The organism is Candidatus Baltobacteraceae bacterium (genome assembly GCA_036489885.1).
Lineage (GTDB): Bacteria > Vulcanimicrobiota > Vulcanimicrobiia > Vulcanimicrobiales > Vulcanimicrobiaceae > JAFAMS01.
The window spans coordinates 223,984-246,649 of sequence record DASXEW010000003.1; the positions used below are offsets into that span (position 1 = coordinate 223,984).

At 59.0% G+C, this 22,666-nt stretch carries 23 protein-coding genes and 2 tRNA genes; 10 read left to right on the forward strand and 15 right to left on the reverse strand.

The features are described from left to right. The first annotated feature begins 437 nt into the window (after positions 1-437). Complete coding sequence (locus VGG22_07045; protein ID HEY1728110.1) at positions 438-662, forward strand: hypothetical protein; 225 nt, start codon at positions 438-440, stop codon at positions 660-662. Further along, entirely contained in the window at positions 659-1,108 is a 450-nt protein-coding gene (locus VGG22_07050) for a tyrosine-type recombinase/integrase (protein ID HEY1728111.1), read from the forward strand. Before VGG22_07045 ends, VGG22_07050 begins: the two co-directional genes overlap by 4 nt. A gap of 2,683 nt (positions 1,109-3,791) precedes the next feature. Here VGG22_07050 and VGG22_07055 read toward each other — a convergent pair. The 4 genes from VGG22_07055 to VGG22_07070 form a co-directional block, all read right to left on the reverse strand. After that, positions 3,792-4,565, reverse strand: coding sequence for a DUF2321 domain-containing protein (locus VGG22_07055; protein ID HEY1728112.1), 774 nt, complete (start codon positions 4,563-4,565; stop codon positions 3,792-3,794). 1 nt (position 4,566) lies between these two features. Then, positions 4,567-4,842 (reverse strand): hypothetical protein, encoded by a 276-nt coding sequence (locus VGG22_07060; GenBank protein HEY1728113.1) that lies wholly within the window; start codon positions 4,840-4,842, stop codon positions 4,567-4,569. A 93-nt stretch (positions 4,843-4,935) separates the two neighbouring features. Next, positions 4,936-5,637 (reverse strand): RES family NAD+ phosphorylase, encoded by a 702-nt coding sequence (locus VGG22_07065; protein HEY1728114.1) that lies wholly within the window; start codon positions 5,635-5,637, stop codon positions 4,936-4,938. Positions 5,638-5,651: 14 nt separating this feature from the next. Then, positions 5,652-6,044, reverse strand: coding sequence for a hypothetical protein (locus tag VGG22_07070; GenBank protein HEY1728115.1), 393 nt, complete (start codon positions 6,042-6,044; stop codon positions 5,652-5,654). Between the two features lie 147 nt (positions 6,045-6,191). On the opposite strand from VGG22_07070, the gene VGG22_07075 reads away from it, so the two are divergent. Continuing rightward, entirely contained in the window at positions 6,192-6,773 is a 582-nt protein-coding gene (locus VGG22_07075) for a hypothetical protein (GenBank protein HEY1728116.1), read from the forward strand. Positions 6,774-6,910: 137 nt separating this feature from the next. Here VGG22_07075 and VGG22_07080 read toward each other — a convergent pair. The 6 genes from VGG22_07080 to ndk form a co-directional block, all read right to left on the reverse strand. Beyond that, positions 6,911-6,985 (reverse strand) — tRNA-Glu (locus tag VGG22_07080). Positions 6,986-7,038: 53 nt separating this feature from the next. After that, positions 7,039-7,815, reverse strand: coding sequence for a copper amine oxidase N-terminal domain-containing protein (locus VGG22_07085; GenBank protein HEY1728117.1), 777 nt, complete (start codon positions 7,813-7,815; stop codon positions 7,039-7,041). Between the two features lie 35 nt (positions 7,816-7,850). Then, positions 7,851-8,891 (reverse strand): hypothetical protein, encoded by a 1,041-nt coding sequence (locus VGG22_07090; GenBank protein HEY1728118.1) that lies wholly within the window; start codon positions 8,889-8,891, stop codon positions 7,851-7,853. Positions 8,892-8,955: 64 nt separating this feature from the next. Next, a tRNA-Ile gene (locus VGG22_07095) sits at positions 8,956-9,027 on the reverse strand. A 23-nt stretch (positions 9,028-9,050) separates the two neighbouring features. Next, a complete protein-coding gene (gene eno / locus VGG22_07100; GenBank protein ID HEY1728119.1) occupies positions 9,051-10,367 on the reverse strand; it encodes a phosphopyruvate hydratase in 1,317 nt (438 codons plus the stop codon). Next, positions 10,367-10,876 (reverse strand): nucleoside-diphosphate kinase, encoded by a 510-nt coding sequence (gene ndk / locus VGG22_07105; protein ID HEY1728120.1) that lies wholly within the window; start codon positions 10,874-10,876, stop codon positions 10,367-10,369. The genes eno and ndk overlap by 1 nt, the downstream gene beginning before the upstream one ends. Here ndk and VGG22_07110 point away from each other — a divergent pair. Beyond that, positions 10,845-11,633, forward strand: a complete 789-nt coding sequence (locus VGG22_07110) for a biotin--[acetyl-CoA-carboxylase] ligase (protein HEY1728121.1) — start codon at positions 10,845-10,847, stop codon at positions 11,631-11,633. The two genes, ndk and VGG22_07110, sit on opposite strands and share 32 nt — an antisense overlap. Here VGG22_07110 and VGG22_07115 read toward each other — a convergent pair. After that, complete coding sequence (locus VGG22_07115) at positions 11,630-12,178, reverse strand: archaemetzincin (GenBank protein HEY1728122.1); 549 nt, start codon at positions 12,176-12,178, stop codon at positions 11,630-11,632. The genes VGG22_07110 and VGG22_07115 overlap by 4 nt on opposite strands. A 60-nt stretch (positions 12,179-12,238) precedes the next feature. On the opposite strand from VGG22_07115, the gene acpS reads away from it, so the two are divergent. From acpS to VGG22_07130, 3 genes are read left to right on the forward strand one after another with little or no spacing between them, the layout of a single operon-like run. After that, a complete protein-coding gene (gene acpS / locus VGG22_07120; protein ID HEY1728123.1) occupies positions 12,239-12,601 on the forward strand; it encodes a holo-ACP synthase in 363 nt (120 codons plus the stop codon). Continuing rightward, positions 12,598-14,112, forward strand: a complete 1,515-nt coding sequence (locus VGG22_07125; protein ID HEY1728124.1) for an NAD(P)H-hydrate dehydratase — start codon at positions 12,598-12,600, stop codon at positions 14,110-14,112. Before acpS ends, VGG22_07125 begins: the two co-directional genes overlap by 4 nt. A gap of 8 nt (positions 14,113-14,120) precedes the next feature. Then, positions 14,121-14,687: a Uma2 family endonuclease gene (locus tag VGG22_07130; protein ID HEY1728125.1), complete on the forward strand. Its 567-nt coding sequence runs from the start codon at positions 14,121-14,123 to the stop codon at positions 14,685-14,687. On the opposite strand, the gene ligA is transcribed toward VGG22_07130, so the two are convergent. From ligA to uvrA, 3 genes are read right to left on the reverse strand one after another with little or no spacing between them, the layout of a single operon-like run. Beyond that, entirely contained in the window at positions 14,684-16,711 is a 2,028-nt protein-coding gene (ligA, locus tag VGG22_07135; protein HEY1728126.1) for an NAD-dependent DNA ligase LigA, read from the reverse strand. The two genes, VGG22_07130 and ligA, sit on opposite strands and share 4 nt — an antisense overlap. Further along, positions 16,674-17,063, reverse strand: coding sequence for a VOC family protein (locus VGG22_07140; protein ID HEY1728127.1), 390 nt, complete (start codon positions 17,061-17,063; stop codon positions 16,674-16,676). The genes ligA and VGG22_07140 overlap by 38 nt, the downstream gene beginning before the upstream one ends. After that, on the reverse strand, positions 17,035-20,034 hold the full coding sequence (gene uvrA, locus VGG22_07145) for an excinuclease ABC subunit UvrA (protein ID HEY1728128.1): 3,000 nt from the start codon (positions 20,032-20,034) through the stop codon (positions 17,035-17,037). The genes VGG22_07140 and uvrA overlap by 29 nt, the downstream gene beginning before the upstream one ends. Before the next feature lie 87 nt (positions 20,035-20,121). Between uvrA and VGG22_07150 the strand changes: the two genes are divergently transcribed. The 3 genes from VGG22_07150 to VGG22_07160 are packed head-to-tail and all read left to right on the forward strand — an operon-like array spanning position 20,122 to position 21,931. Beyond that, positions 20,122-20,448 carry a metalloregulator ArsR/SmtB family transcription factor gene (locus VGG22_07150; protein ID HEY1728129.1) on the forward strand — a complete coding sequence of 109 codons (327 nt, stop codon included), beginning with the start codon at positions 20,122-20,124 and terminating at the stop codon, positions 20,446-20,448. Further along, the gene (locus VGG22_07155; GenBank protein HEY1728130.1) at positions 20,445-20,837 is read left to right on the forward strand and encodes an ArsI/CadI family heavy metal resistance metalloenzyme; all 393 of its coding nucleotides are present in this window, start codon (positions 20,445-20,447) and stop codon (positions 20,835-20,837) included. The genes VGG22_07150 and VGG22_07155 overlap by 4 nt, the downstream gene beginning before the upstream one ends. Further along, a complete protein-coding gene (locus VGG22_07160; protein HEY1728131.1) occupies positions 20,825-21,931 on the forward strand; it encodes an aquaporin in 1,107 nt (368 codons plus the stop codon). Before VGG22_07155 ends, VGG22_07160 begins: the two co-directional genes overlap by 13 nt. 7 nt (positions 21,932-21,938) lie before the next feature. Here the strand turns inward: VGG22_07160 and VGG22_07165 are convergent, their stop codons facing one another. Further along, on the reverse strand, positions 21,939-22,664 hold the full coding sequence (locus VGG22_07165) for a hypothetical protein (protein ID HEY1728132.1): 726 nt from the start codon (positions 22,662-22,664) through the stop codon (positions 21,939-21,941). Positions 22,665-22,666 lie beyond the last annotated feature (2 nt).

Here is a 22,666-nt window from a genome sequence, read left to right on the forward strand (position 1 = left end):
GCACGGTCGAAGAGCTCCTTGAAGCTGCCCGCAATGCGCATGAGCGCATGTGAAGCATTTCACCACCTTTGAGGGTAGATCCATCCGGCACCGTGTACCGGCGCTAAAATGATATCTTGACCCTATTTCTCTCGCCATCGAAAGCTGATTGACTGATCGAGATCGGAAGTCAACGCGTGAACGAAGTCGTTCTCGAACGGCGTCGCCGAAGGCCATTATCTCGTTCAGGGGCAGCGATTCAAGCGCCACGTCCTCCGGATTCGACGTCGATCATGAAAACGGCTTCGTGAACGAACCGAGACTGAGTTGTGCTACAATGGAATGCCGTGCGAGACCACAAGGATTGGCGTCCATTCCTTGATCCCCAAGAAGCAGATTCGCCACCTTCCTGGTACGAGCTGAGCCAGAATGCTGCGCGCGATTCACGTCGACGATGGATGCAGCGTGCGCGACGTCGCAGTGCGCTCGCGCTGATCGGCATCGCCGGCATATTACTACTTCCCGGCACGTGGATGACGCTCGGATTCTGCGCATTTGTTTATTTCGGAACGGGCGCTGGATGGGCGCTCGTAAAAGCGTGGGAAGCGCACATCGAGGTCGGTGAAGCCCGCGCATCTCTAACTGAAGACGCGTTTCAGACGGCTCCGAGCGGGAGCATGTGATTCACGGCGTCGATGTCCTTCTCGGCCTCGGACGCGACGAAGAAGCGTGGATATTTGATCGTGCCGATGCGCAACCGTGGAACCCGGGCGCCTTCTCGGTCGCATCCATGCGATTCGTCGTGCGCTCCGGCGTTCAGAAACTGCGCTTTCACGATCTACGGCACTCGCACGCGACTCTTGCGCTCGCAGCAGGCACTGACTTGAAGACCATCTCTGCCGCGCTTGGTCACTCCGTCAGCGTCACCGCAAATACATACCTGCACGTCGTCGAAGCACTCCAGACGGAGCACGCGAGCCGCATCGACGGCATGCTACGCGGAGCGCTTGCTGAAGCGGCTTCGCGAAGCTCGGGCCCACAGCGGGCCCACAAGCCAACTTCGATAACAAAAAAAGCCCGTAATAACGAGCTTTCTATGGTAGCGCCAACGGGAATCGAACCCGAATAACACTGTCGATCCTTAACGACCGGTGTCGATTCTCGCCGGTTTCCACTCACGGATGTAGCAACACCTTGACGGTTTGAACCGACCCTTGTCGTTCCCTTACGACAGTGTCCGTGACCAATCGTGACCTTCTTCGGCAGCGCCAACGATCGTTCTGCTCGCTCTTGCGCTAAAGCGGGGACCGGGGAGCTCGCCTCTACTAAACGGCGGAACGCTAGCTCCCGCGTTAGTGATGTCGCGTTATCGAGATGTCGCTACGCGAGCATCGCCACCTTCACAGGTCTCGGCTTCGTAAAAGACCGCCTCGGGTCATAGCAGAACTAGTGATTAACTGTCGAAACATTCCTTTCGAAGAGCTTGCTTGTGCAGAGGCCCCTAACTGACGCGACGGCTGCCCTGCTTTCCTGCTGGCCCGCTAAGCGCGTATACGTTGCGATGTACATGCGATCAGTCATGAATACTAGTTCTTGTTCTAGTGCGAGCGCCTTGCCGTCTTGCGTTAGTTCCGTAGCAGCGATCTCGCCGGCGGCGAAACGCCCGCACCCTCGGTGCTACGGAGAACCTTGTAATGCAACTGGTTCTGGCCAAGCACAGTCGTTGCAGATCGCAACGATCCATGCGGCTGTCGAAGGATGAGAAGGTTAATATTCTCATGGAAGCCCCGGTCGGCGTGAGGCTGATAATAGGCCTCGATCGCGCCAGTGCGTAGAAGCGCTTCCGGCAGCCGAAAGTACGACCAACCCGGGGGGCTCAACATATCGTGGTTTTCAGCAAGACTTGGGAGACGTAACGCGAGGAATGCAATGAGCAGAAACACGAGGCCGTTGGCGAGTTGTCGGACCCCACAGGAAAAACACATCATGTGCTCCATGCTCTCTATTGGTACGATTATCAATCGTGTGCGGTGTTGAATTCAAGTATCTCGACAACTGTCACGATCGTTGATTTCGCGACGTTCCCGTTTTGCTCAGTCATCCTTGACATACTTACGCTGCAATCGACGACCAACAGCATTTCCGCCAGTGCCGCCACCTAATCCAGCGCAAATCCCCGTAATGATCTGCGATGGAACACTAAAATGCATATGGACGGCGGCCAAAAATCCGCCCACAAAACCTCCAAATGCGGGGCCAAGGGTGTAAAAGAGCACAACATGTTGTCTTAACATGCTAATCCTCACTTGCGGCCTAGCGGCCGACATTCCAGAGCATAACATTCCCGCCGTAATTGAGGTAGTTACCGGTAATGTTGCCGACAGCGAAACCCAAAAGGCCACCTAGTGCAGATCCGTAAGTGACTCCGGCCGCCCCGAGAGCTGTAGCGCCGAAGACCGCCCCTGCAAAAGCACACGGCCCTCCACATATCGCCCCCCCGCCAACAGTACCGACAGCCGTACCAAGGTTACCAAATATGAAACCCCCGACCATGGCCCCGACGTCGGATCCTATTGCATCACCGATATCCGCGGGGGACGCGTCCGAGGGATAGGCCGCGACAATAATAGGTGGGCTGGGGGGTGCGAGAAATTCGTTGTTAGATGCGTCTTGGCCAACGCTAACGCACCCGTTTACACATGGCCCCGGCGTACCTTTAAGGAATTCCACAGAAAATGCCCCCTTCGAACCTATTGAGCCTGGCGCGGCGTTCGGGAGCTGACTTGGACCCGTCACCACTGAGGACGTCGTTCCGGGACTCGCCGAAATGAGCGATCGCGTTGCGATATTCGAACCCGGAGATGTGACACTAAGTCCGAGCGGGTTTCGGCGAGCCGAGACGCCGCTTGGATCAATGTAGGCCAACCAATTGTTCTTGTGCCAGGTCGCAGGCGCACCTGAACCACCGCGCGACCGCAGCGTCGGTCCTGTCCATTGAGTCGTCACGGTGTCCCAGGCGCGAACGCCCTCGAACGTAGTAAACGCCGTCGCGAAACCGTCAGATCCGCTTGAAGTGATCGGGCCGAACGGGTTTGCATTGACGTACGTATTCGCATAGGTGGTCGACGACGGAGGCAGGCCAGCCTCGCAGCGCTGTGCATATGCATCCGGTGCGTTCCATCCGCCAAAGCCGCTAGCATTGTGACTAGAGACGACGGTCCCGGTCATATCGCGATCCCAGACTACCATCGCTCCCGTCGTCGGATTAATGTCGGCAAGCGTGTTGCCGCTCAAATCATTGACCTTAAAATCGTCCATGACGTTCGCCTGATGCCCTGACGATGGTTGAAAAATCGTGTACATCAGATTTGGGCCGTCCCAGTGAAGAATTTCCATGTTGGTTGTTTGGAGATTTGAAATGTTCCACATCCGGCCAAACGGTCCATAACCGTACACCTCGCCAGAGTTCCCTGACGTTGGGGCGGTCGGGAGGTTGCCAGCACAATCTGGCGGACCAGAGTTTGGAAATTGGCTTATATTAACTCTCATAAGACGACTGCGAGCGTCATAGTTTCGCTGTAATTTCGGAGTAGAGCCGTTTGCGTTTACGCTACTTCCGGTCATTCTGCCCAGAAGATCGTAGGTATAGGTTCGAAGTCCGGACTGTCGCGTTTGTGATCTGCTGCGTCAAGCCTAAGTCAACTTCATCGTCGATTGCGCACCGTTCTATCGGCGGTTTGAAGCGTGTCGCAGGCCGATAGTCAAGTAGAACCAAAAGTCAACGTGCGCTAATGCTGTCGCACGAGGACGAGCTAGGCTTGGGGCGTTACGATGACATGCACTCGAAATTTCCTATCGCCTATCGTGCGTTCCGCTGAGAGCTCATGTTCGACTGCTACGGCACTTCTGAACGCGCGGTTCGGATCGTAGATGAGCACGAAAAGCACGTCGCACCGCGGATCCTTGCCGTAACGTTCGATTTTCGACGTGATGTCAGAGAACATGGTCGCCTTCCAATCCGTTTCGTCGCGAAAGACCTTCAGCTCGATGAGCCACTTTAGGCCATCCAAGACGAAATCTACGCGTCCGCCTTTGCCGCCTACTGTCGGGATTGGTTCTTCCGGCTTAACGGCCTTCGGATACCACATTTGCAAGAGAGCGCGCACAAAGTCTTGGAGATCGTATTCGTCCTTGACCTCAAACGGTAACCGTCCTCTATGTCGATGCTCAGCAGCTAGTTCCCGCAAGCCGCGAGGGATTGCTCGCAAGACGTCCGCGATATTTTCTTCCGCAAGAGTCGTTCTTTCACGGATCGCAGACTTGCGTTCTGGCTTTGCCTCATCCGCGGCAATTTTCCAAGGGAAAGCCGCCCCGCATGACTTGCAGAACTTCGGAATGGTAAAGCTACCGCGGCCCTCTGGTCCTGGAATGCCGGCTCCGCATGTGGCGCACGCGGTCACGGTTTTCGCTCCGCATCTCTTGCAGAAGTCCGCATTGTTTTCTGGAAATCTTCGCGAGTCGGTATTGATCATGTGGCCGGCGGCACACACAGCCATTGAGTCGTTTCGTGCGGGACGTTGATACATGCTACACGATTCTTACCGCATCCGGCCCGCGGCGTTCGACGTTCTGAAAGCCGGACTTCAGTCTCTCGACGTCGTCAGGTGAGCGAACTTCGATTTGCACGCCGCACTTGCACGAAATGACATAAACGGCCCGATCGTCGTAGTCGAACGGGATTGATTCCTCATACGACGGCTTGCCGCTCTCTTCGAAGACGTTCGAGATCTGCGCTTCTCGAGCAACCGTCTGTTTGCATTTGGTGCACATGATGTCGTACTCGAAACGAATTTGCGCGAACATTGTTAGGTTCGGTCTATGGACCGATGCGGCCGCAGCTACCGGTTAAGGCTGGATCTTTGCGCACGTCGTGCAGGTGCGTCATTGTTAAGAACACTATGGTTCCCAACCGAGTTCAGCTGCGACTGATACGATGTCCGCGTCATACGGAGTGAACTGGATCGGCGCATTGTTCTCGCAAATAACGTACCGCCCCTCAAAGAAGACAAAATTGATTCCGTCGTGACGGCTATCGCACGCGATCCCATCGGGCCGCTCACCGTCGAAGTCATTTCGCATGAGAAATCCCGATATGGCACGGGTGATATCGAGATGTTGCGACGTCAGAGGTGACTTGTCGAATTGCCCGCGGTCGATCCCTAAACTACGGAGCCTTTGCGCTACAAATGCAATTCGGTCATGCAGCTGCATGCGTACGCCAGGGGAATTCAGATCGACAAGTCGAGCATCGTGCTCCAAGGTTGCACGCACTTTCGCCTTCTCGTAAATCGTTTGGGGCATACGACGTTGGCGAGTCGCGATCAAACCATCTCGAACGGCATCTATCGCGATAGCTGCTGCAAGAGCCTGATCATTGGCATCTTCGAGATCCAGCTCCGTAGGGGAGCTATGTACGTATTCATCATCACCCGCGATCCATGGAAGCACTACCTCAAAGATACACGTGCGAATGCTGCTCGCGCCGTAAAGGACAATCCGCCCTCGCTCTGGGTCATCAAAACGGCCGGAGCCGTCTTGATGCTCCAACGTCACACGCAGAGGATCTGCAAAGTAGCCAGCTCGCCAGAACGAGGTCACTGTAAGAGGCAAAATTACTCGCTCGCAAGATTCTCCACTGCGGTTAGCACTTTCTCAAAATCGCCATCCGCTAGTACGTCCGCCGGCATACGAAAACCGAGGACGGGGTTCTTCCCGCGAAACCATTGCTCGGCATTAATATCGCTCAGCCCTATCCCAACGAGTACTTTGAAGACCTGGAACGTCTCCCGCATGCGCTCTAGGCGAGCGCTCTTCGGAACGGCTTTCTTTAACCGCCACTTCGTTACGGTGTTGGGATTAGAAGTGCGCGTTACGCGTGCGACTGTCGGTCTCCCTAAGCGATCGGCTAGAAAGGCCGCAAGCGCATCGTACTCAAGCCGTGAGACTTCACTATATGCGTCCGTCAGAAGCTTTGCGATCGGGGGATTTCGCGTCAGGGTGTGCATGGTGGGAGCGCTCCAAAGTCGCTATGAAGGATGCCTTAAAAGATATAGTACTAGATAGCTGAGAAGATAGCAACTTATTTCATGGCGAGGCAAGCCCCATGCGGGAGCTATTGACATCGTTCTATCATATATGGAACATTGTTCGTAATGAAGGCTTCTGATCTCAGGGCGTCTCTGCACAAGCTTGGCTTCTCGCAGGCTGATTTCGCTCGCTTGCTCGGCGTAACCTCACGAGCAGTATCCATGTGGCTGGGCGAGCAACGCGCGGTGCCGCCCCCGGTCGAGGCCTATCTCCGGCTGTTCACTGCGGCACCCGAGGCGACTCGTCTTGCCGAGGTTCAGCGTCTCAGCGAAAGCGAGTTAACTATGCGTGATGGCATGTATGCCGTCGAGTATTACTCAAATGACACAGGCCAAACGCTGGTCGGATATGGTTTCGTGATCTTTGACGCCGGTAAGGTTTACGGCGGTGATCCCTTCGGTGGAACCTACAATGGCGAGTACACGTTCGATCCCGCAACCGAGCTCGTGAATGTGAGAATCAAACTCACGTTTCCGCCCGGCGCGCAGGCCGTCTTCGGTGCTGGCCCCCCGTACGAATGGTCCGTTGAAGCCACAACTTCATTTCTACCGCAGACCACTGTCGGCAACGCACTCCTCGTGACAACTTTGGGGCAAACGGTCAATGTGTCATTCCGCTTTATCAGGCCGATGCCCGAGGCCGCGTAGCGAGCATTAGCGCACGTACGAATGTCAGACGAAACATACGGCCGGTGCTTCGCGCGAAATCCGTGACCATTCTTGTGACCAGCGCGATCTCTATATAGAAGAAACCCTCGTTCTATAAGGGTTTCTGATCGCTCACTTGGTAGCGCCAACGGGAATCGAACCCGTCTTTTCGCCTTGAAAGGGCGATGTCCTAACCGATAGACGATGGCGCCACGCTGGCCTCTGGGATTCTACCCGTTCGGCCAGCGTGGACGCAACACCTGATCTACATATGCTGATTGCGCGTTCGGAAGGCCCATCCGGTGTGGAAGGGGCGACCACTCTCGAGGCGTCCTTGGATTTCGACCCGATGCGGTCCGGACGGCAAGTCAAAGGTTGGAGTGAACTTGAAGTCGCGTGCGGAGACGTAGTAGCTATCCGCCGTGATCGTTCGCCCGTCGAGACGAACCTGAATGCTGTCGGGACGGACGGCTTCCGGGAACGTCGCGCTGATTTGCGGACGCACGTCGTCAAGCATCGCGTCCGGAGGCGGAACGATCCGGACGAGTGTCAATGATGTTGCCGGCGGAGGAGGCGGCGGTCCATTCGGGACAGGCGTTACCGCCATGTTCGGCGCCGCGTTCGGTTCGGTGATCGAGACCGTTTGATTGGAATCGTTGTAATTCACGATCGCACCGAGCGATTGCGCGATGAAGCGCAGCGGAACGAGCGTTCGTGCACCAACCAGGAACGGCGGACTGTCGAGAGCCTGTTGTTGTCCGTTCACAATCGCATTCGTGCTGCCGATGTTCAGCTGCACCGTTGTCGAACCGCGCGTCGCATTGATCTGTCCGTTGTCATAGACGACCGACGCACCAAGGTGTTCGAAGACACCTCGCAACGGAACGTAGACGCGGCCAGCCCGTTCGACCGGCGGCTGATCGAATTGAATGGGTTGACCGTTTACGCTAACGGTCACCGATGCGTTCTGGGCCAAGGCCGGCGAAATCGACGGCACCGTGAAGGCGAGAACGAGGGTGAGGAGAGTAAGCAGTTTATTCATCGTCTCGGATGAACGGTCACCACTATTCCCAGATTCTAAACGTCGAGCTTGCCGAGGATGTCGAGCCCCGCAATGACCGCGGGGGGACTGATGACTTCAAGCTCGAGCACGTGCCGCTTATTTTGATCCTCGCTCAAGAGTACGTCTTCATGGTGCATCTCGTCTGAGCCGGGAGCAAGCGTCACCGATTTTCCGTCCATCGACGCAGAGATCGTTCCGCCAGTCCCTACGCTCCAGAGCGCCAAATATCGTCCAACGAACGGAACGCGCAGTTTCGCGCCGACGCGATCTGCGGCGCATAGCCGGTCGAAATATGCTGCGATCGGCTTCGTCGCGAGCGCATCTGCAAGCGGGCCGCCCATCCATCCGTCGCCCGTAAGCGCCGACACGTCGACTGAAAGTGCATCGCTGCATTCTCCAACGTTGAGCGCCGTCGGGAGCTCGCTCTCGGTTTTCAACGAATTCGGATGGAACATCGTGATCATCGATTGCGCGATATGCGAGCCGAATAGCGTGCCGCCGAGCGTCGTGTGATTTCCGTCCTCGCGCATGAGCGCGATCGGACGCCGTTCGTCCCAAGTGCGCCGCCCGGGCCAACGTTCGAACAGGATTACGGCGCCTTGTGCGATCAGTGATTCCGCAAGCGCAGCACCGTTGAAGGATGGTATGCCGTAGTACTCGGCGACGCTTTCCCATTTCGGTAGGACGCGATCGATCGCGCCGCTTGCAATCTGCGCAGGCGTGAAAAAGTAGACGAAGGCAAGTTCACGGTCAGGATCGTTGACGCGCAGCTGACGCACGATCCCTTCAACGGCTTGTGAGATGCCTTCCGATGAAAACCGCGCATCTTCGATTGCAAACTCGACGATTACGAGATCGGCGTTCAAGTCGCGTACCGATTGCGTGCGGAACACCGCGCGTTCGCAACCGAATCCCGGTAACGCGCGCGTGGCCGTCTCGATGATCGCGCTCGAATATGTTCGCGTCAGCGTGCGCGCTAACGACGCGAAATAGTAGCCGTCGTAGGTGAGACCACCGCCGAACGCAACGATTCGCGCCTCGTTACCCGAGCGCAAACGCTCTCCGAAACGCGAGAGACCCTTTCGGGCAGTTGAGAAACTCATCTCACACGCAAAATTGTGGGCCTGGCTGGATTCGAACCAGCGCGCAACCAGTTATGAGCCGGCCGCTCTACCGCTGAGCTACAGGCCCGTTTCAGCGTGAACCGTGCATTTCTAGACGTTGGCGAGTGCCCGGAACGCGGCCTTTCCGGGATAGCGTGCCGCGCCGTCCAGGTTCGCTTCGATCGCCATCAGACGGTTGTATTTTTCGACGCGCTCGCTGCGCGAGAGTGAACCGGTCTTGATTTGTCCGGCGCCGGTCGCAACGGAAATATCGGCGATCGACGTATCGCCCGTCTCACCCGAACGGTGCGAGATGACGCATCGATAGCCGGCGCGGTGCGCCATTTCGACGGCGTCCCACGTCTCCGACAGCGTTCCGATCTGATTGATCTTGATCAGAATCGCGTTAGCGTCGCCTTCCTTTATGCCGCGGGCGAGCCGCTTCGTGTTCGTTACGAACAGATCGTCGCCGACGAGCTGCACGCGTGAACCTAATCGCGTCGTCAGCAAGTTCCAGCCGTCCCAATCGTCCTCCGCGAGACCATCCTCGATCGAAACGATCGGGTAATTCTTGATCAGGCCTTCGTACAAGCCGACCATCTCGGCTGACGTCGCGGGATGATCGTCGGCAAGGTGCGGCCAGTATTTTCCATCACGATAGAATTCCGACGCAGCGGGATCGAGTGCGATTCCGATATCTTTTCCCGGCGTGTAGCCCGCGCGCTCGATCGCTTCCACCAGCAGCTTGAGTGCCTCGTCGATCGACTCGAGCGGCGGCGCGTAACCACCTTCATCACCGACAAGCGTCGGCATTTTGCGATCGTGCAGCATCTTGCCAAGCGCGTGAAATGTCTCCGCGCCGGCGCGAACCGCTTCTCGAAACGTCGGAACGCCAAGCGGCACGATCATGCATTCTTGAAATTGCAGCGCACCTTCCGCGTGTTTGCCGCCGTTGATGACGTTCATCATCGGAACGGGAAGCGTCGTTGCGAGCGATCCCCCCAAGTACGCAAACAGCGGAAGGCCGACGCTGGAAGCCGCCGCGCGCGCGACGGCAAGTGAAACGCCGAGAATCGCATTTGCGCCGAGACGGCTCTTGTTTTCGGTGCCGTCCAACTCGAGCAACAGCGCATCGACGTCACGCTGTTCGGTCGCGTCCGCACCCTCGAGCGCCGGCGCGAGCACTTCGTTGACCGCATCGACGGCACGCTCCACGCCCTTGCCGCCGTAACGGCGTTGGTCGCCGTCGCGCAGCTCGACGGCTTCGTGCGCGCCGGTCGAGGCGCCCGAAGGCACCATCGCCTCTTCCACCATGCCGAAGCTGGTTGCAACGGAGACCGCGACCGTCGGATTTCCGCGCGAATCCAAAACTTCGCGCGCGCGAACGCCCTCGATCAGCGGGCGTCCGGCACCGCGCTGACTTTCCATTAGTCTGAGACGATCTCGTTCTGCAGCGGATGCGCGCGCACGCACAGCTCGCTTGGCGTAAACCAGATCGCGACCTCGCGTTTTGCGCTATCCGGCGAATCGCTGCCATGCACGAGATTGCGCCCGATCGTTTGCGCCAGGTCGGCGCGAATCGTTCCCGGTGCCGCCTTGCGCGGATCGGTTGCACCGATGGTTTGGCGGCATGCTTCGATCGCGCTCTCACCCGTAATCACCATCGCGATGATCGGCGCTGACGTGATATACGAAACCAGGCTCTTGAAGAACGGCTTGCCTTCATGTTCGGCGTAGTGTTTCTTCGCGATGTCTTCACTCACATTAAGGAGCTTCATCGCCGTTAAAACGAAACCGCGATGCTCGAAGCGCGAAACGATCTCACCAACGAGGCCACGCTGAACTGCGTCGCCCTTGCATAAAATTAGAGTTTGTTCGACCGGCATAGGGAAAAGCTCATACGGGATGGGGAACGCGGACGCCTTCGCTGCAAACATAGCCGCCTCTGGGCTGCGACATTTCCGGCTTATCGAACATCACCGGACAATACGCAGCACCAATGACGAAGCACAGCGGCGCCTCGGAGAGGCGTCCTCGGCCGGGCTCGTCATCGTCGCGGACGAGCAGTCCGGGGGCAAGGGACGCCGCGGTCGCACGTGGGTCGCGGCAGCGCACAGCGGCTTGCTCTTCACCGCCATCCTTCCGAAGCCGGTTGATGCCGGCGCTGCATGGTCGGTGACATTCTGGGCCGGATTGCGCGTCGCGGACGCGCTTGCGCATTGGAACGTCGAGCCGGCGTTGCAGTGGCCTAACGATCTCTTGCTCGACGGCCGCAAGCTGTGCGGCATTCTGTGCGTTTCACGCATCGTTGCCGATCGGGCGACGCTGGGCTGCGGAATCGGCGTCAACGTGTATCGTCCGCGGAATCGCCCGGACCTCGATGAGATTATGCCGCCACCGATCTTTCTCGATGACGTTCGCGTCCTTGGCGAACGCGCGCGCGAGGAGCTGCTGGGTCAGATTTTGCGCGCGTTTGAATCTCAGCTCGACGGGCTCCACAATCCCGCGTCGATCGCGCGCGAATGGGAGACGCGCGCGGGAGTCCCCGGCACGCGCTACCGATTCACGCTCGAAGACGGCGGTGAGGTCGAAGGCGAAGCGCTACGGCTCACCTCCGGCGGAGGACTCGTCATGCAAACCGCCTCGGGAGAGCGCGTCGTCGAATTAGCCGATCGCGTGCGCGTCGTGCGCTAGCGGCCAGCCTTGGCGCGCTTTTCGCAGGTGTCGCAAAGATTCGAGAGCCGATTGTCGGTCTCGAAGATCGAATCAGCGTGGTGCATCGCACAACGCTGATTGAGACAATTTCGCAAACCGAGTGCGCGTCCCAGCGCTCGAACCGATTCTTTGAGCGTGCGCTGAAACAACATATTCTCATCGGCCGGTTCGCCATAGAATTCCGGCGTCAACCGGAATCGTGAGACGAGCGCGATGTGCGTCGTCGGATCGCCCTCGCCGAAGACGTAACGCGCTGATATGCGATACAGATCGTAATCGGTGATTGAAAGAACGTATCCGTCGCGCGGCGGATATTTCGTCGCAATTTGCGTTGCAAGGGCACCCGTGAACAGCTGTCCACGTACGCCGTTCAAAACATTTTTCGGAACGCGTAATGGAGCGCGTACGAGGAACGGTGCGAGGAAACGTTCTTCGAGACACAGGCCCAGACGGGTCACAAAACCAGCATCGATCGAATTGACGGGGACGATGCTGATCGGTTCCTGCAAGTTACCGGGCCCCACGTTATGCGCAGTTCTATCCGTCCCGAGGCAGGTCCTGGCCTTGACGAGAAGCGTCGGCGCGTGATCGTCGGGATCGGAATCGATTTGGCGGAGGTCGAGCGCTATCGCTTCGACGAGCGGCGGCGTGCCTGGTTCGCGCGCAAGATCTACACCGAAGAAGAGTGGGCATACGCGATGCGCAAGCGCCTGTGGCCGGAACGCTTGGCGGGCTTCTACGCCGCAAAGGAAGCGACGCGTAAAGCTTTCGGGCACGCGATCCCGTGGCGTTCCGTCGGCGTCTCGCATGAGGGGAGCGGGAAGCCGATCATTCGTCTGTACGGAAAAGCGGAACGCTTGATCGCTGCGCGCGAGATCTCGCGCATTCATTTGACGATCACGCACACGGCGACGATGGCCTCGGCCGTCGTCATCCTCGAACGATGATCGTCTTCGACGCGGCGGGGATGCGTGCGTTCGACACGGAGCAGGTGGCGCATCGCGGCGAAGTCCCGTTGATGCGCGACGCGGGTACGGCAATCGCCACGCTCGTCCCGCGCTATCGCCGTGACGGCAGCATCGTAGGAATCGCCGGGCCCGGAAACAATGGCGGCGATGTTTTTGCCGCGCTGGCGGTTCTGCCGCAAGCCTTCGAACGCATCATTTATGCGCTGCCTGCGCAGCGAGAATCCGAAGCCCGAGCCGATGCCGTCGCGCGTGCGCGTGCGAGCGGCGTAGAGATTCGAGCAGTCGATAGCGCCGCCAAGCTGCGAGGGCTCGCCAACGCGGGGCTCATACTCGACGGATTGCTTGGGGTTGGCTCCCATCTGCCACTCAGCGAACCGATGAACAAGATCTCCGAAGCCATCAATGCATCGGGCGCGCCGGTACTTGCGATCGATTTGCCGAGCGGCGTCGATGCAAGCACGGGAGCCGTCGATCCGATAGCAGTCCGTGCCGATGCGACGGTCACGATCGGCGCGCTCAAGCTCGGCTTATTACTGGATCCCGGACGTGAATTAGCCGGCGATTTGTGGCTCGCACCGATCGGCTTCCCATCGACCTATCAAGGCGTCGTGGCGCATTGTCTCTCGGACGCGGAATTTCGCGCGATCGTGCCGCAGCGGGCGCACAATACGGAAAAGCGCGAAGCCGGTGCGCCGCTAGTGCTCGCCGGCTCCGAGCAGTTTCCGGGTGCGGCCGTGTTGTGCGCACGTGCCGCGGCACGCACCGGTGCCGGCTACGTCACGGTCGCCGTTCCGCAAGCGGCGGCGGCGGCCGTCCGCGCGCATCTGCTCGAGCAAACGATCGTAACGTATGATCCTAGCGATGTCGGCGCATCCGTCGAAACAATCGTCGACATCGCGCAGCGCTACGGATCGCTTGCGATCGGTCCGGGCTTGGGATTATCGGATGCGATGGGCTCGATCATGCGCGAAGTGATCAAGCGCGTTGATCTCCCGACGGTGATCGACGCAACGGGGCTTTTTCATCTCGCCAAGCATCTCGACGTGCTGTATCGCAAGCGCGCCGTGCTTACGCCGCACGCCGGAGAGTTCGCGCGACTTTCAGGGAAGGGAACGGTGGCCGAAAGCGATCGCGTCTCGCGTTTGCGCGCCTTCGTCCAAGAACACGGCGTAACGACGTTGCTCAAAGGCCGCGCAACGCTCGTCTACGATGGCCTCACCCTACACGTGAACACGAGCGGAACGTCTGCGCTGGCGACTGCAGGAACCGGCGACGTGCTCACCGGCATGATCGGCACGTTGCTCTCGCAAGGCGTCGAACCGGTTGACGCAGCGCGCGCTGCCGCGTATTGGCACGGTCTCGCCGGAACGCTCGCCGCGCAGAATCGTCCGATCGGCGTCGTCGCCGGCGACGTCATCGAAGAGTTAGCCGCCGCGTACGGTCATCACAGCGATGCAATCGCGACGCCACCTGTCGTGCGCGTCGCGTAGGGCTTGTGGTGGCGCCGTCCGTCGTGATAGAAGGATGTGAGATGCATTTGGAAGACCGCGTACTGGGCCTTCTCGACGCCGAGAAGCCATACATTGAGATTATCGACGGCCGTGGCCAGGAAAAGCTGGTGAGCCCGGAGTGGCCACATTCACGCGCGCAATCCACACTGTCTCGCATCTTCAGTGAATATGCCGATCGCGTAGGCGGCGACACGGGCGTCGAGCTGCGATTTGTTGTAGATGCCGTTACGTTGCTTCCGGATGTTTCGTACTACTCTGAGTCGCAAATGCAGGACATGGGTGAGACGGAGAAGCGCTATCCGAGACGCTCGCCGTACGCAGCCATTGAAGTTCGTTCATCCGACGATCGGCCAGGCGAGCGCGAACGTAAGATGAATCTCTATCTCACACTGGGTTCGCGCGTCGTTCTTGACGTCGACCCGAAGCGTGAGACGCTCACAACAATCGATGCCGCGGGCTCTCGCGTGTATGCGAAAGACGAAACGTTCGAGCACGTAGCGCTTCCCGGATTGCATATCGATCTTGCTCCGTTTTTCGCGCGCGTCAACCCTTAGCGCGACAAGAGTTCGCGCAAACCGGCTTCGTCGAGGATCGTTACGCCGAGTTGTTCGGCTTTCGCGAGCTTGCTGCCGGCTTCGGAGCCCGCGACGACGTAATCCGTCTTCTTTGAAACTGACCCGCTGACTTTGCCGCCGGCGGCAGTGATCAGCTCCGTTGCTTCTTCGCGCGTCATCGACGGCAGCGTGCCAGTCAGCACGAACGTCTTGCCCGCAAGTTTGCCCGCCGCTGCGCGCGGTCGTTTCGGCGCGGTCAGATCGACGCCCGCATCGTCCAATCGCTTGACGATGCCGCGATTGATTTTCTGCCCGAAGAAAAAGTGCACGCTCTCGGCGATTCGCTCGCCGACGCCTTCGACTTCCTCTAATTCTTCGACGCTCGCACGTTCGATAGCGTCGACCGAACCGAACGCGCCGGCAAGTGCATTTGCATTTTGCAAACCGACGTAACGAATCGAGAGACCGACGAGGACGCGCGCGAGCCCGCGCGTCTTCGAGGCTTCGATCTGCTCGAGAACGTTGGTAATCGATTTTTCGCCCATGCGCGGGACTTTGCCGAGACTTCGCTCATCGAGCGCATAGATCTCGCCAACGTCGTGCACCAGCTTGAGATCGACGAGCTGCGCGGCTAAGATGTCGCCGATGCGTTCGACGTCCATCGCGCCGCGCGAACACCAATGCCGGACGCGTTCGCGAAGCTGCGCGGGACACGCCGCATTCGTGCAGTACGCCACCGCCTCGCCTTCGAGGCGCTCGACCGGGGAACCACATTCGGGGCACGTCGCCGGCAGTTTGTAACGGCGCGGATTGCCCTTTCGTGTTCCGGGAACGGGACCGACGATCTCCGGAATAACGTCGCCGGCACGCCGTACGATTACGATGTCGCCGATGCGGATGTCTTTGCGGTCGATCACGTCTTGATTCGAGAGCGTTGCGCGACTCACGACGACGCCGCCGATCGGCACCGGTTCGAGCACCGCGTACGGATTGATCGAACCCGTGCGTCCGACGTTGACCTCGATGCCCAGCAACTTCGTCTGCGCTTCAGCCGCGCGAAACTTGAAGGCTATTGCCCAGCGCGGATCGCGGCCGGCAACGCCAAGCTTCTCCTGCAGCGCCAGGTCGTCGATCTTGACGACGACACCATCGATCTCGTAGTCGAGAGAGTCACGCGTATTCTCCCAGTGCTCGCAAAAGACGATGACGTCGTCGATCGTCGCGCACTGCTTGGTGTGCTTGTCTGTCGGCAATCCGAGCGCGGCGAGATATTTGACCAGCTCGAACTGGCCGCGCACCGGGAGTGTGCCTTGGACGACGCCGACCGCATAAGCGACGAATGAGAGCTTGCGCTTCGCGGTCTCTTTCGGATCGAGCTGCCGCACGCCGCCTGAGGCTGCGTTGCGCGGATTCGCGAAGGGCGTAAGCCCGTGCTTCGTTCGTTCCTCGTTCAGTTTCGCAAAATCGCTGCGGCGCAAGAACGTTTCGCCGCGGACCTCGATGAGATGCGGCGGTTTCGCTTCCTTACGAAGCGTCAGCGGAAGCGAGCGGATCGCTCGCACGTTCGGCGTGACGTCTTCACCAACCATTCCGTCGCCACGGGTCGCGCCACGATCGAATGTCGCGTCGCGATAGCGCGCCACCATCGCGAGGCCGTCGATCTTCAGCTCGCAGCTATACGAAAACTCCGCTCCCGCGAGCTTGCGTGCCCGTGCGTCGAACGCCCGCAGCTCGTCGCCATCGAACGCGTTGGCGAGGCTGAGCATCGGCCGCGTGTGCACGTAGGGTTCGAAAGCCTCCGCCGGCGCTGCGCCGACGCGTTGCGTCGGCGAATCCTCGGTGACAAGCTCGGGATGCTCTTCCTCGAGCGTAAGCAGCTCGCGGAGAAGCTTGTCGTACTCGGCGTCGCTTATCTCTGCAACGTCGAGAACGTAATACCGATGATTGGCCTCGTTGATCTGCGCGCGCAGCCCGTGCGCGCGAGTCTCAGCCTCGTGGAGTGAAGACTTGGATCGCGTAGCCATCGGGATCAGAAAGAATTGCAATTCGGCCGAACGGCGCGTCGTACGGATCTTGCAAGATTCGTGCACCCATCGCGCGTGCATCCGTGATGAACTTGTCGACGTTCGGGACGGCGAATCCGAGCTGCAGCGTCCCCGGCGTCACCTTGCGACCTGCACCTTCGGGATGGAGTCCGAGGCGCTTTCCTTCGCTCAATTCGAAATCGACCCAGTTTGGAACTTGATCGTTGAGCACGCGCAAACCCATGACGTTGCGATAGAAATCACGCGATGCGGTGAGGTCGCGAACCAGCACCATGAGCATCGAGAAGTCACTGACGAACGGCTTAGGCTTCGATTGGGACGCGTCTTCCATTCGCGTGCAGCTCCTCGAGTGCCGCGATATTGCGGCCTTCCATTTCAGCGATCCGTTCTGGATCCGAGTGCAAGCGCCCCGTTGCGCGTGCATCCGCCAAAACCGGACGCAGGTACACACCCGTAAACGACGCGTCGTTCTCGGCAACCTCTTCCGGCGTCCCAACGGCGACAAGGTGGCCGCCGCGATCGCCGCCTTCGGGACCGAGATCGATCAAATAGTCTGCCGTCTTGATGACGTCGAGATTGTGCTCGATCACCAGCACGCTATTCCCGAGCTTGACCAGACGTTGCAAGACTTCGAGCAGTTTGTGGATGTCCGCGAAGTGCAGTCCCGTAGTCGGCTCGTCGAGAACATAGAACGTACGGCCGGTCGCGCGCTTCGAAAGCTCGGTCGCGAGCTTGATGCGCTGCGCCTCACCGCCCGAGAGTTGCGTCGCCGGTTGCCCCATCGCGATGTAGCCGAGGCCGACATCACAGATCGTCTTGAGCTTATTTTGAATGCGCGGAATGGCCGCGAACAGCTCGACCGCCTCGTCGACACGCATCTGAAGAACGTCGGAGATCGACTTGCCTTTGTATTTGACCTCGAGCGTCTGCGCGTTGTAGCGCTTGCCCTTGCACACTTCGCACGGTACATAGACGTCCGGCAGAAAGTGCATCTCGATCTTGATGATGCCGTCTCCCTGACAGCCTTCGCAGCGTCCGCCCTTCACGTTGAACGAGAAGCGGCCCGGTGAATAGCCGCGCATTTTCGAATCCGGCAGCTGTGCGTATAAATCCCGAATCAAATCGAAGACGCCCGTATACGTCGCCGGGTTCGAGCGCGGCGTGCGCCCGATCGGTGATTGATCGATCACGACCATCTTGTCGAGCGCTTCCGCGCCCTTGACCGAGCCGTACGTCCCGCCCGCAGGTTGATGATGCAAATGCTGATTGAGCGCTTTGACCAGCACCTCGTTGACCAGCGTCGACTTCCCGCTCCCGCTCACGCCCGTCACGCACGTGAACGCACCGATCGGCACTTCCACGTCGAGTCCATGAATATTGTTGGCTGTCGCTTTTTTGATCGACAAAAACGCGCGCGGCGTGCGCCGATGTTTGGGGATGGCGATAAATTGACGTCCGGAAAGATACGCGCCGGTGAGCGACTTGGGATCCTGAATGATCTCATCGAGCGTCCCGATCGCGACGACGTTGCCGCCCTCGGCGCCCGCGCCCGGTCCCATGTCGACGACGACGTCGGCTTCGCGCATCGTCTCCTCATCGTGCTCGATGACGATTAGCGTGTTGCCCAGATCGCGCAAGGTTTTTAGCGTCGCCAACAGACGCGCGTTGTCGCGCTGATGCAATCCGATGGACGGCTCGTCCAGGATATACAACACGCCGACAAGCGACGAACCGATCTGCGTTGCCAGCCGAATGCGCTGCGATTCACCGCCGGATAGCGTCGTAGCCGAGCGCGCGAGATTCAAATAACCCAGACCGACATTGGTCAGGAATCCCAGCCGGGCACGAATTTCCTTGAGAATCTGGTGCGCAATGAGCGTCTCACGCTCGTTGAGCTGCAGTGCTTGGAAGAACTGCTCGGAACGCTCGACCGAGGTCTTCGTGATCTCGGTGATGTTCTGGCCACCGATTGTTACGGCAAGAGCCTCGGGCTTCAGACGCGCGCCGTTGCAGACCTTGCACGTGTTGGCCGACATGAATTTCTCGATGTCTTCCTTCACATAGTCGCTGCTGGTCTCGTTGTAGCGGCGCTGCAGATTGTTGATCACGCCTTCGAACGTCGTTTCGTACGCCCACGTATGACCACTGCGTGACTCATATTCGAACTTCTGCTTCTTGTCGCCGCCGTACAAGACGGTCTCCAACAGATCGGCCGGCCATTGATCAACCGGTGTCGTGATCTTGACGCGGCGGCTGCGTAAAACGCGCTCGACCTGCTGCGTGTAGTACGGATTCATCGAGGGATACTTGCCGGTTCCGAGCGACTTGCTCCACGGCACGATCGCACCTTGCGCGATCGACTTCGAACGATCCGGGATCACTTTCCAAGGATCGATCTCGATCTTCACGCCCAGCCCGCTGCAACCGGGACACGCGCCGAACGGCGAATTGAACGAAAACAGCCGCGGCTCGAGCTCACCGAACGAGAGCCCACAATAAACGCACGCGAAGCTTTCGCTAAAGGTCATCTCTTGCGGCACGTTGCCGCTGCCCTGTGTCTTGGCATCGTACAAAACCGTAACGATGCCGCTGGAAAGCTTGAGTGTCGTCTCGATCGAGTCTGCCAGACGCGAGCGAATCTCCGGCTTCATCACAAGACGATCGACGATCACTTCGATCGTGTGCTTGCGCTTCTTATCAAGGTCGATCTTCTCGCGCAGCTCTTTGATCTCGCCGTCGACGCGCACGCGCGCGAAGCCCTCTTTCGAGATCTCCTCGAACAGCTTCGAATACTCACCTTTGCGTCCGCGAATGACCGGCGCAAGAATTTGCAGGCGCGTTCCTTCCGCAAACTCCATGATTTTGTCGATGATCTGCTCGGCGCTTTGGGCGCTCACTTCGCGCCCGCAGTTGTAACAGTGCGGTTTCCCGATGCGCGCAAAAAGCAGGCGCAAATAATCGTAGATCTCGGTGACCGTACCAACCGTCGAACGCGGATTGCGCGAGGTCGATTTCTGGTCGATCGAGATCGCCGGTGAAAGTCCCTCGATGTAATCGACGTCGGGCTTTTCCATTTGCCCGAGAAACTGCCGCGCGTACGACGAGAGCGACTCGACGTAACGCCGCTGGCCTTCGGCGTAGATCGTATCGAACGCGAGCGACGATTTGCCGCTGCCTGAAAGTCCCGTGATTACGGTTAGCCGGTTGCGCGGCAGGACGAGGTCGACATTCTTGAGGTTATGCTCGCGGGCGCCCTTGATGACAATCGAATCAAGGCCCGTCGTTGCCGGCTGGGGCTTCACGGCAATCTAGACCAAATCGAACTGCTGTTCGTTGCGGGTTTTTGTATTGACAAAATTCGATGCAATCCTCAATATTGAAATATGTCGATGCAACGTTGCTGCGGGCCGGTCAAAGTCGACCCCGCCGACCGGTCCGGAGAGGCCGCTCTGTTCAAAGCACTCGCCGACCCGCACCGTCTGACGATCCTTGCGACCCTCGCCCAAGCCTCTGAACACGTCTGCGTTTGCGACTTCACCGCGGGACTTCCCTTAAACCAGCCGACCGTCTCGCACCATCTCCGCTTGCTGCGCGAAGCCGGGCTCGTGACCACGCAGCGGCGCGGCACCTGGATGTACTACCGCCTTACCGACGGTGCGCTCGATCGCGTCCAATCGGCGCTGCGCGCCACGCTTTCCGAAAAGGCTATCGCATGAAAACGCACATCTCGCTACACACCGCCGATCTCGAGCGAAGTGTCGCCTTCTACATGACTCTGCTTGACATTGCTCCGGCGAAACGCTTCGACGACTATGCGCTCTTCATCGCCGAGGAGCCGGGTCTCGAGCTCGCGCTCAACCGCGCGAAAACCGTCGCGAGCGCTAGCGACACGCACTACGGAATCGCAACAACGTCAACCGATGCAGTCGATGCGGCAGTCGCGCGATTGCAACGCGCCGGACTTTCGATCGACATCGAAGTCGAAGAAACATGCTGCTACGCAAAGCAAAACAAAGTTTGGACGCGCGATCCCGACGGACGCCGCTGGGAGACGTACGTCGTGCTCGAGGAAGCGGACGAGGCAACGAGCTGTTGCTCGACCTAACACGTCGCGCCACGCTGGAAGGCGTGGGAACCGCGATTCTTCTTGCCGTGATCGTCGGCTCCGGAATAATGGCGCAGCGACTGACGAACGATGCTAGTCTGTCGCTGCTTTGCAATGCCATCGCAACCGGTGGCGCGCTCGTCGCACTGATCGCGACGCTGCAACCCTTTACAGGCGCGCACTTCAACCCGCTCGTTACGCTGAATGAAGCATTCAACCGTGAACGCGCATGGCGCGACGTCCTGCCATACTGTTTCGCGCAACTGGCCGGCGGCATCTGTGGGGTCGCTCTCGCCGATGTCATGTTCGGCAAGCCGATCACATTCTCGGAGCGCGCGCGCTCGTCGCCCGAAACATGCCTAGCCGAGGCCGTCGCAACGTTCGGACTATTGACGCTGATTTCGCTGTCGTCTCGGGCTCGAAGCGCGTGGATTCCTCTAACGGTGGGAAGCTACATTACGGCTGCGTATTGGTTCACGTCATCGACGTCGTTTGCGAACCCGGCCGTCACCGTGGCACGTTCGCTGTCGGATACATTCGCCGGGATTCGCCCTCCGGACGTTCCGGCATTTCTGGTCGCACAGGCAATCGGAGCGGCGTTTAGTCTCGCCTTCGTCAAATGGAGCTTGCCGATGAAATCGGTTCTTTTCGTCTGCGTTCACAACAGCGCGCGCAGCCAAATGGCCGAGGCGTTCGCAAATAGCCTCTGCGCCGGATCGATCACAGCCTACAGCGCCGGACTAGAGCCCGGAAGTTTGAATCCTATCGTGGTCGATGCGATGCGTGAGAGCGGAATCGACATCTCGAAGAACGCGACCAAAGGCATCGACGATTTTAATGTTCTGGAACGCCGGTATGACTACGTCGTCACTGTGTGCGATGAGGCGAGTTCCGAAAGTTGCCCCATCGTTCCCAGCTACGAGCAACGCGAACATTGGAGCTTCCCCGATCCGTCAACGTTTACCGGATCGCCGGAGCAGATTCTGGAGCAAGTGCGCGACGTACGCGACGCCATTCGCGAACGGATCGGCAAATGGTGCGACACTCGCTGTCCCTCGACTACGACGCGCTCCGCGCACCTACGCTCGGCATGACAAGGAGTTAGACTGCTGTGGGGGGCTTCACTAAGGAATCGCGTAGCGCGAGATACTCGCCGACGACGACGAGCGTCACGTACGCCAAGACGAGCTGGACGACGATTGCCGCGACGATCGGGCCGATGAGCGGCACAAAGCTGAGCAGCGCCGCGACGAAGTGGCAAACGAACAGAATCACGGCGATCATGACCGTCACGATCAACGTTGGCGCCACACGCCGCGCGGCGATCCGAAATGAGTCGCCCATCGCGGCAAAGCCGGGACGTTCGCCGATGATCGCGGCCGGAAACGTATACAAGAAGAAATAGAAGTAGAGCAGCACAGAGATGCCGAGGGTCGGAAACGCGAGAATCCCTGCGATGACGAACGCAATCACCAATCCGACGAGAGCGATCAACGTGTTGGATGCGTCGCGCTCGAAGGCTTGGGTTCCATCGCGGAGCACTGTGCTTCCGCGCTGCCACGCTGCGCCCGCCATCCCGGTCATGTAGCACTGCGACAAGATGAAGCCGGCGACGTTCACGAGGACGAGCAACAGTCCGGCGGAGGCCCCCGACCACCATGACACATTGTAGGCGGCCACGTACTCGCTGTGCGGAATCAAAAAATAATCGATGATCCCGAGAACGATTCCAATGACGATTCCGGGGACGATGATGATGCCGTTCTTCGTCAGCAAATCCCAGGAACGGCTGAACGTGCTCTCCACGTTCGGCGGAGGAGACTGCATCG

Coding starts and splice junctions, on each gene's coding strand:
- VGG22_07045 (HEY1728110.1), top strand. CDS start 438: ATGCAGCGTGCGCGACGTCGCAGTGCGCTCGCGCTGATCGGCATCGCC.
- VGG22_07055 (HEY1728112.1), bottom strand. CDS start 4,565: ATGTATCAACGTCCCGCACGAAACGACTCAATGGCTGTGTGTGCCGCC.
- VGG22_07060 (HEY1728113.1), bottom strand. CDS start 4,842: ATGTTCGCGCAAATTCGTTTCGAGTACGACATCATGTGCACCAAATGC.
- VGG22_07070 (HEY1728115.1), bottom strand. CDS start 6,044: ATGCACACCCTGACGCGAAATCCCCCGATCGCAAAGCTTCTGACGGAC.
- VGG22_07075 (HEY1728116.1), top strand. CDS start 6,192: ATGAAGGCTTCTGATCTCAGGGCGTCTCTGCACAAGCTTGGCTTCTCG.
- VGG22_07085 (HEY1728117.1), bottom strand. CDS start 7,815: ATGAATAAACTGCTTACTCTCCTCACCCTCGTTCTCGCCTTCACGGTG.
- eno (HEY1728119.1), bottom strand. CDS start 10,367: ATGGAAAGTCAGCGCGGTGCCGGACGCCCGCTGATCGAGGGCGTTCGC.
- VGG22_07110 (HEY1728121.1), top strand. CDS start 10,845: ATGGGGAACGCGGACGCCTTCGCTGCAAACATAGCCGCCTCTGGGCTG.
- ndk (HEY1728120.1), bottom strand. CDS start 10,876: ATGTTTGCAGCGAAGGCGTCCGCGTTCCCCATCCCGTATGAGCTTTTC.
- VGG22_07125 (HEY1728124.1), top strand. CDS start 12,598: ATGATCGTCTTCGACGCGGCGGGGATGCGTGCGTTCGACACGGAGCAG.
- ligA (HEY1728126.1), bottom strand. CDS start 16,711: ATGGCTACGCGATCCAAGTCTTCACTCCACGAGGCTGAGACTCGCGCG.
- VGG22_07140 (HEY1728127.1), bottom strand. CDS start 17,063: ATGGAAGACGCGTCCCAATCGAAGCCTAAGCCGTTCGTCAGTGACTTC.
- VGG22_07150 (HEY1728129.1), top strand. CDS start 20,122: ATGCAACGTTGCTGCGGGCCGGTCAAAGTCGACCCCGCCGACCGGTCC.
- VGG22_07155 (HEY1728130.1), top strand. CDS start 20,445: ATGAAAACGCACATCTCGCTACACACCGCCGATCTCGAGCGAAGTGTC.
- VGG22_07165 (HEY1728132.1), bottom strand. CDS start 22,664: ATGCAGTCTCCTCCGCCGAACGTGGAGAGCACGTTCAGCCGTTCCTGG.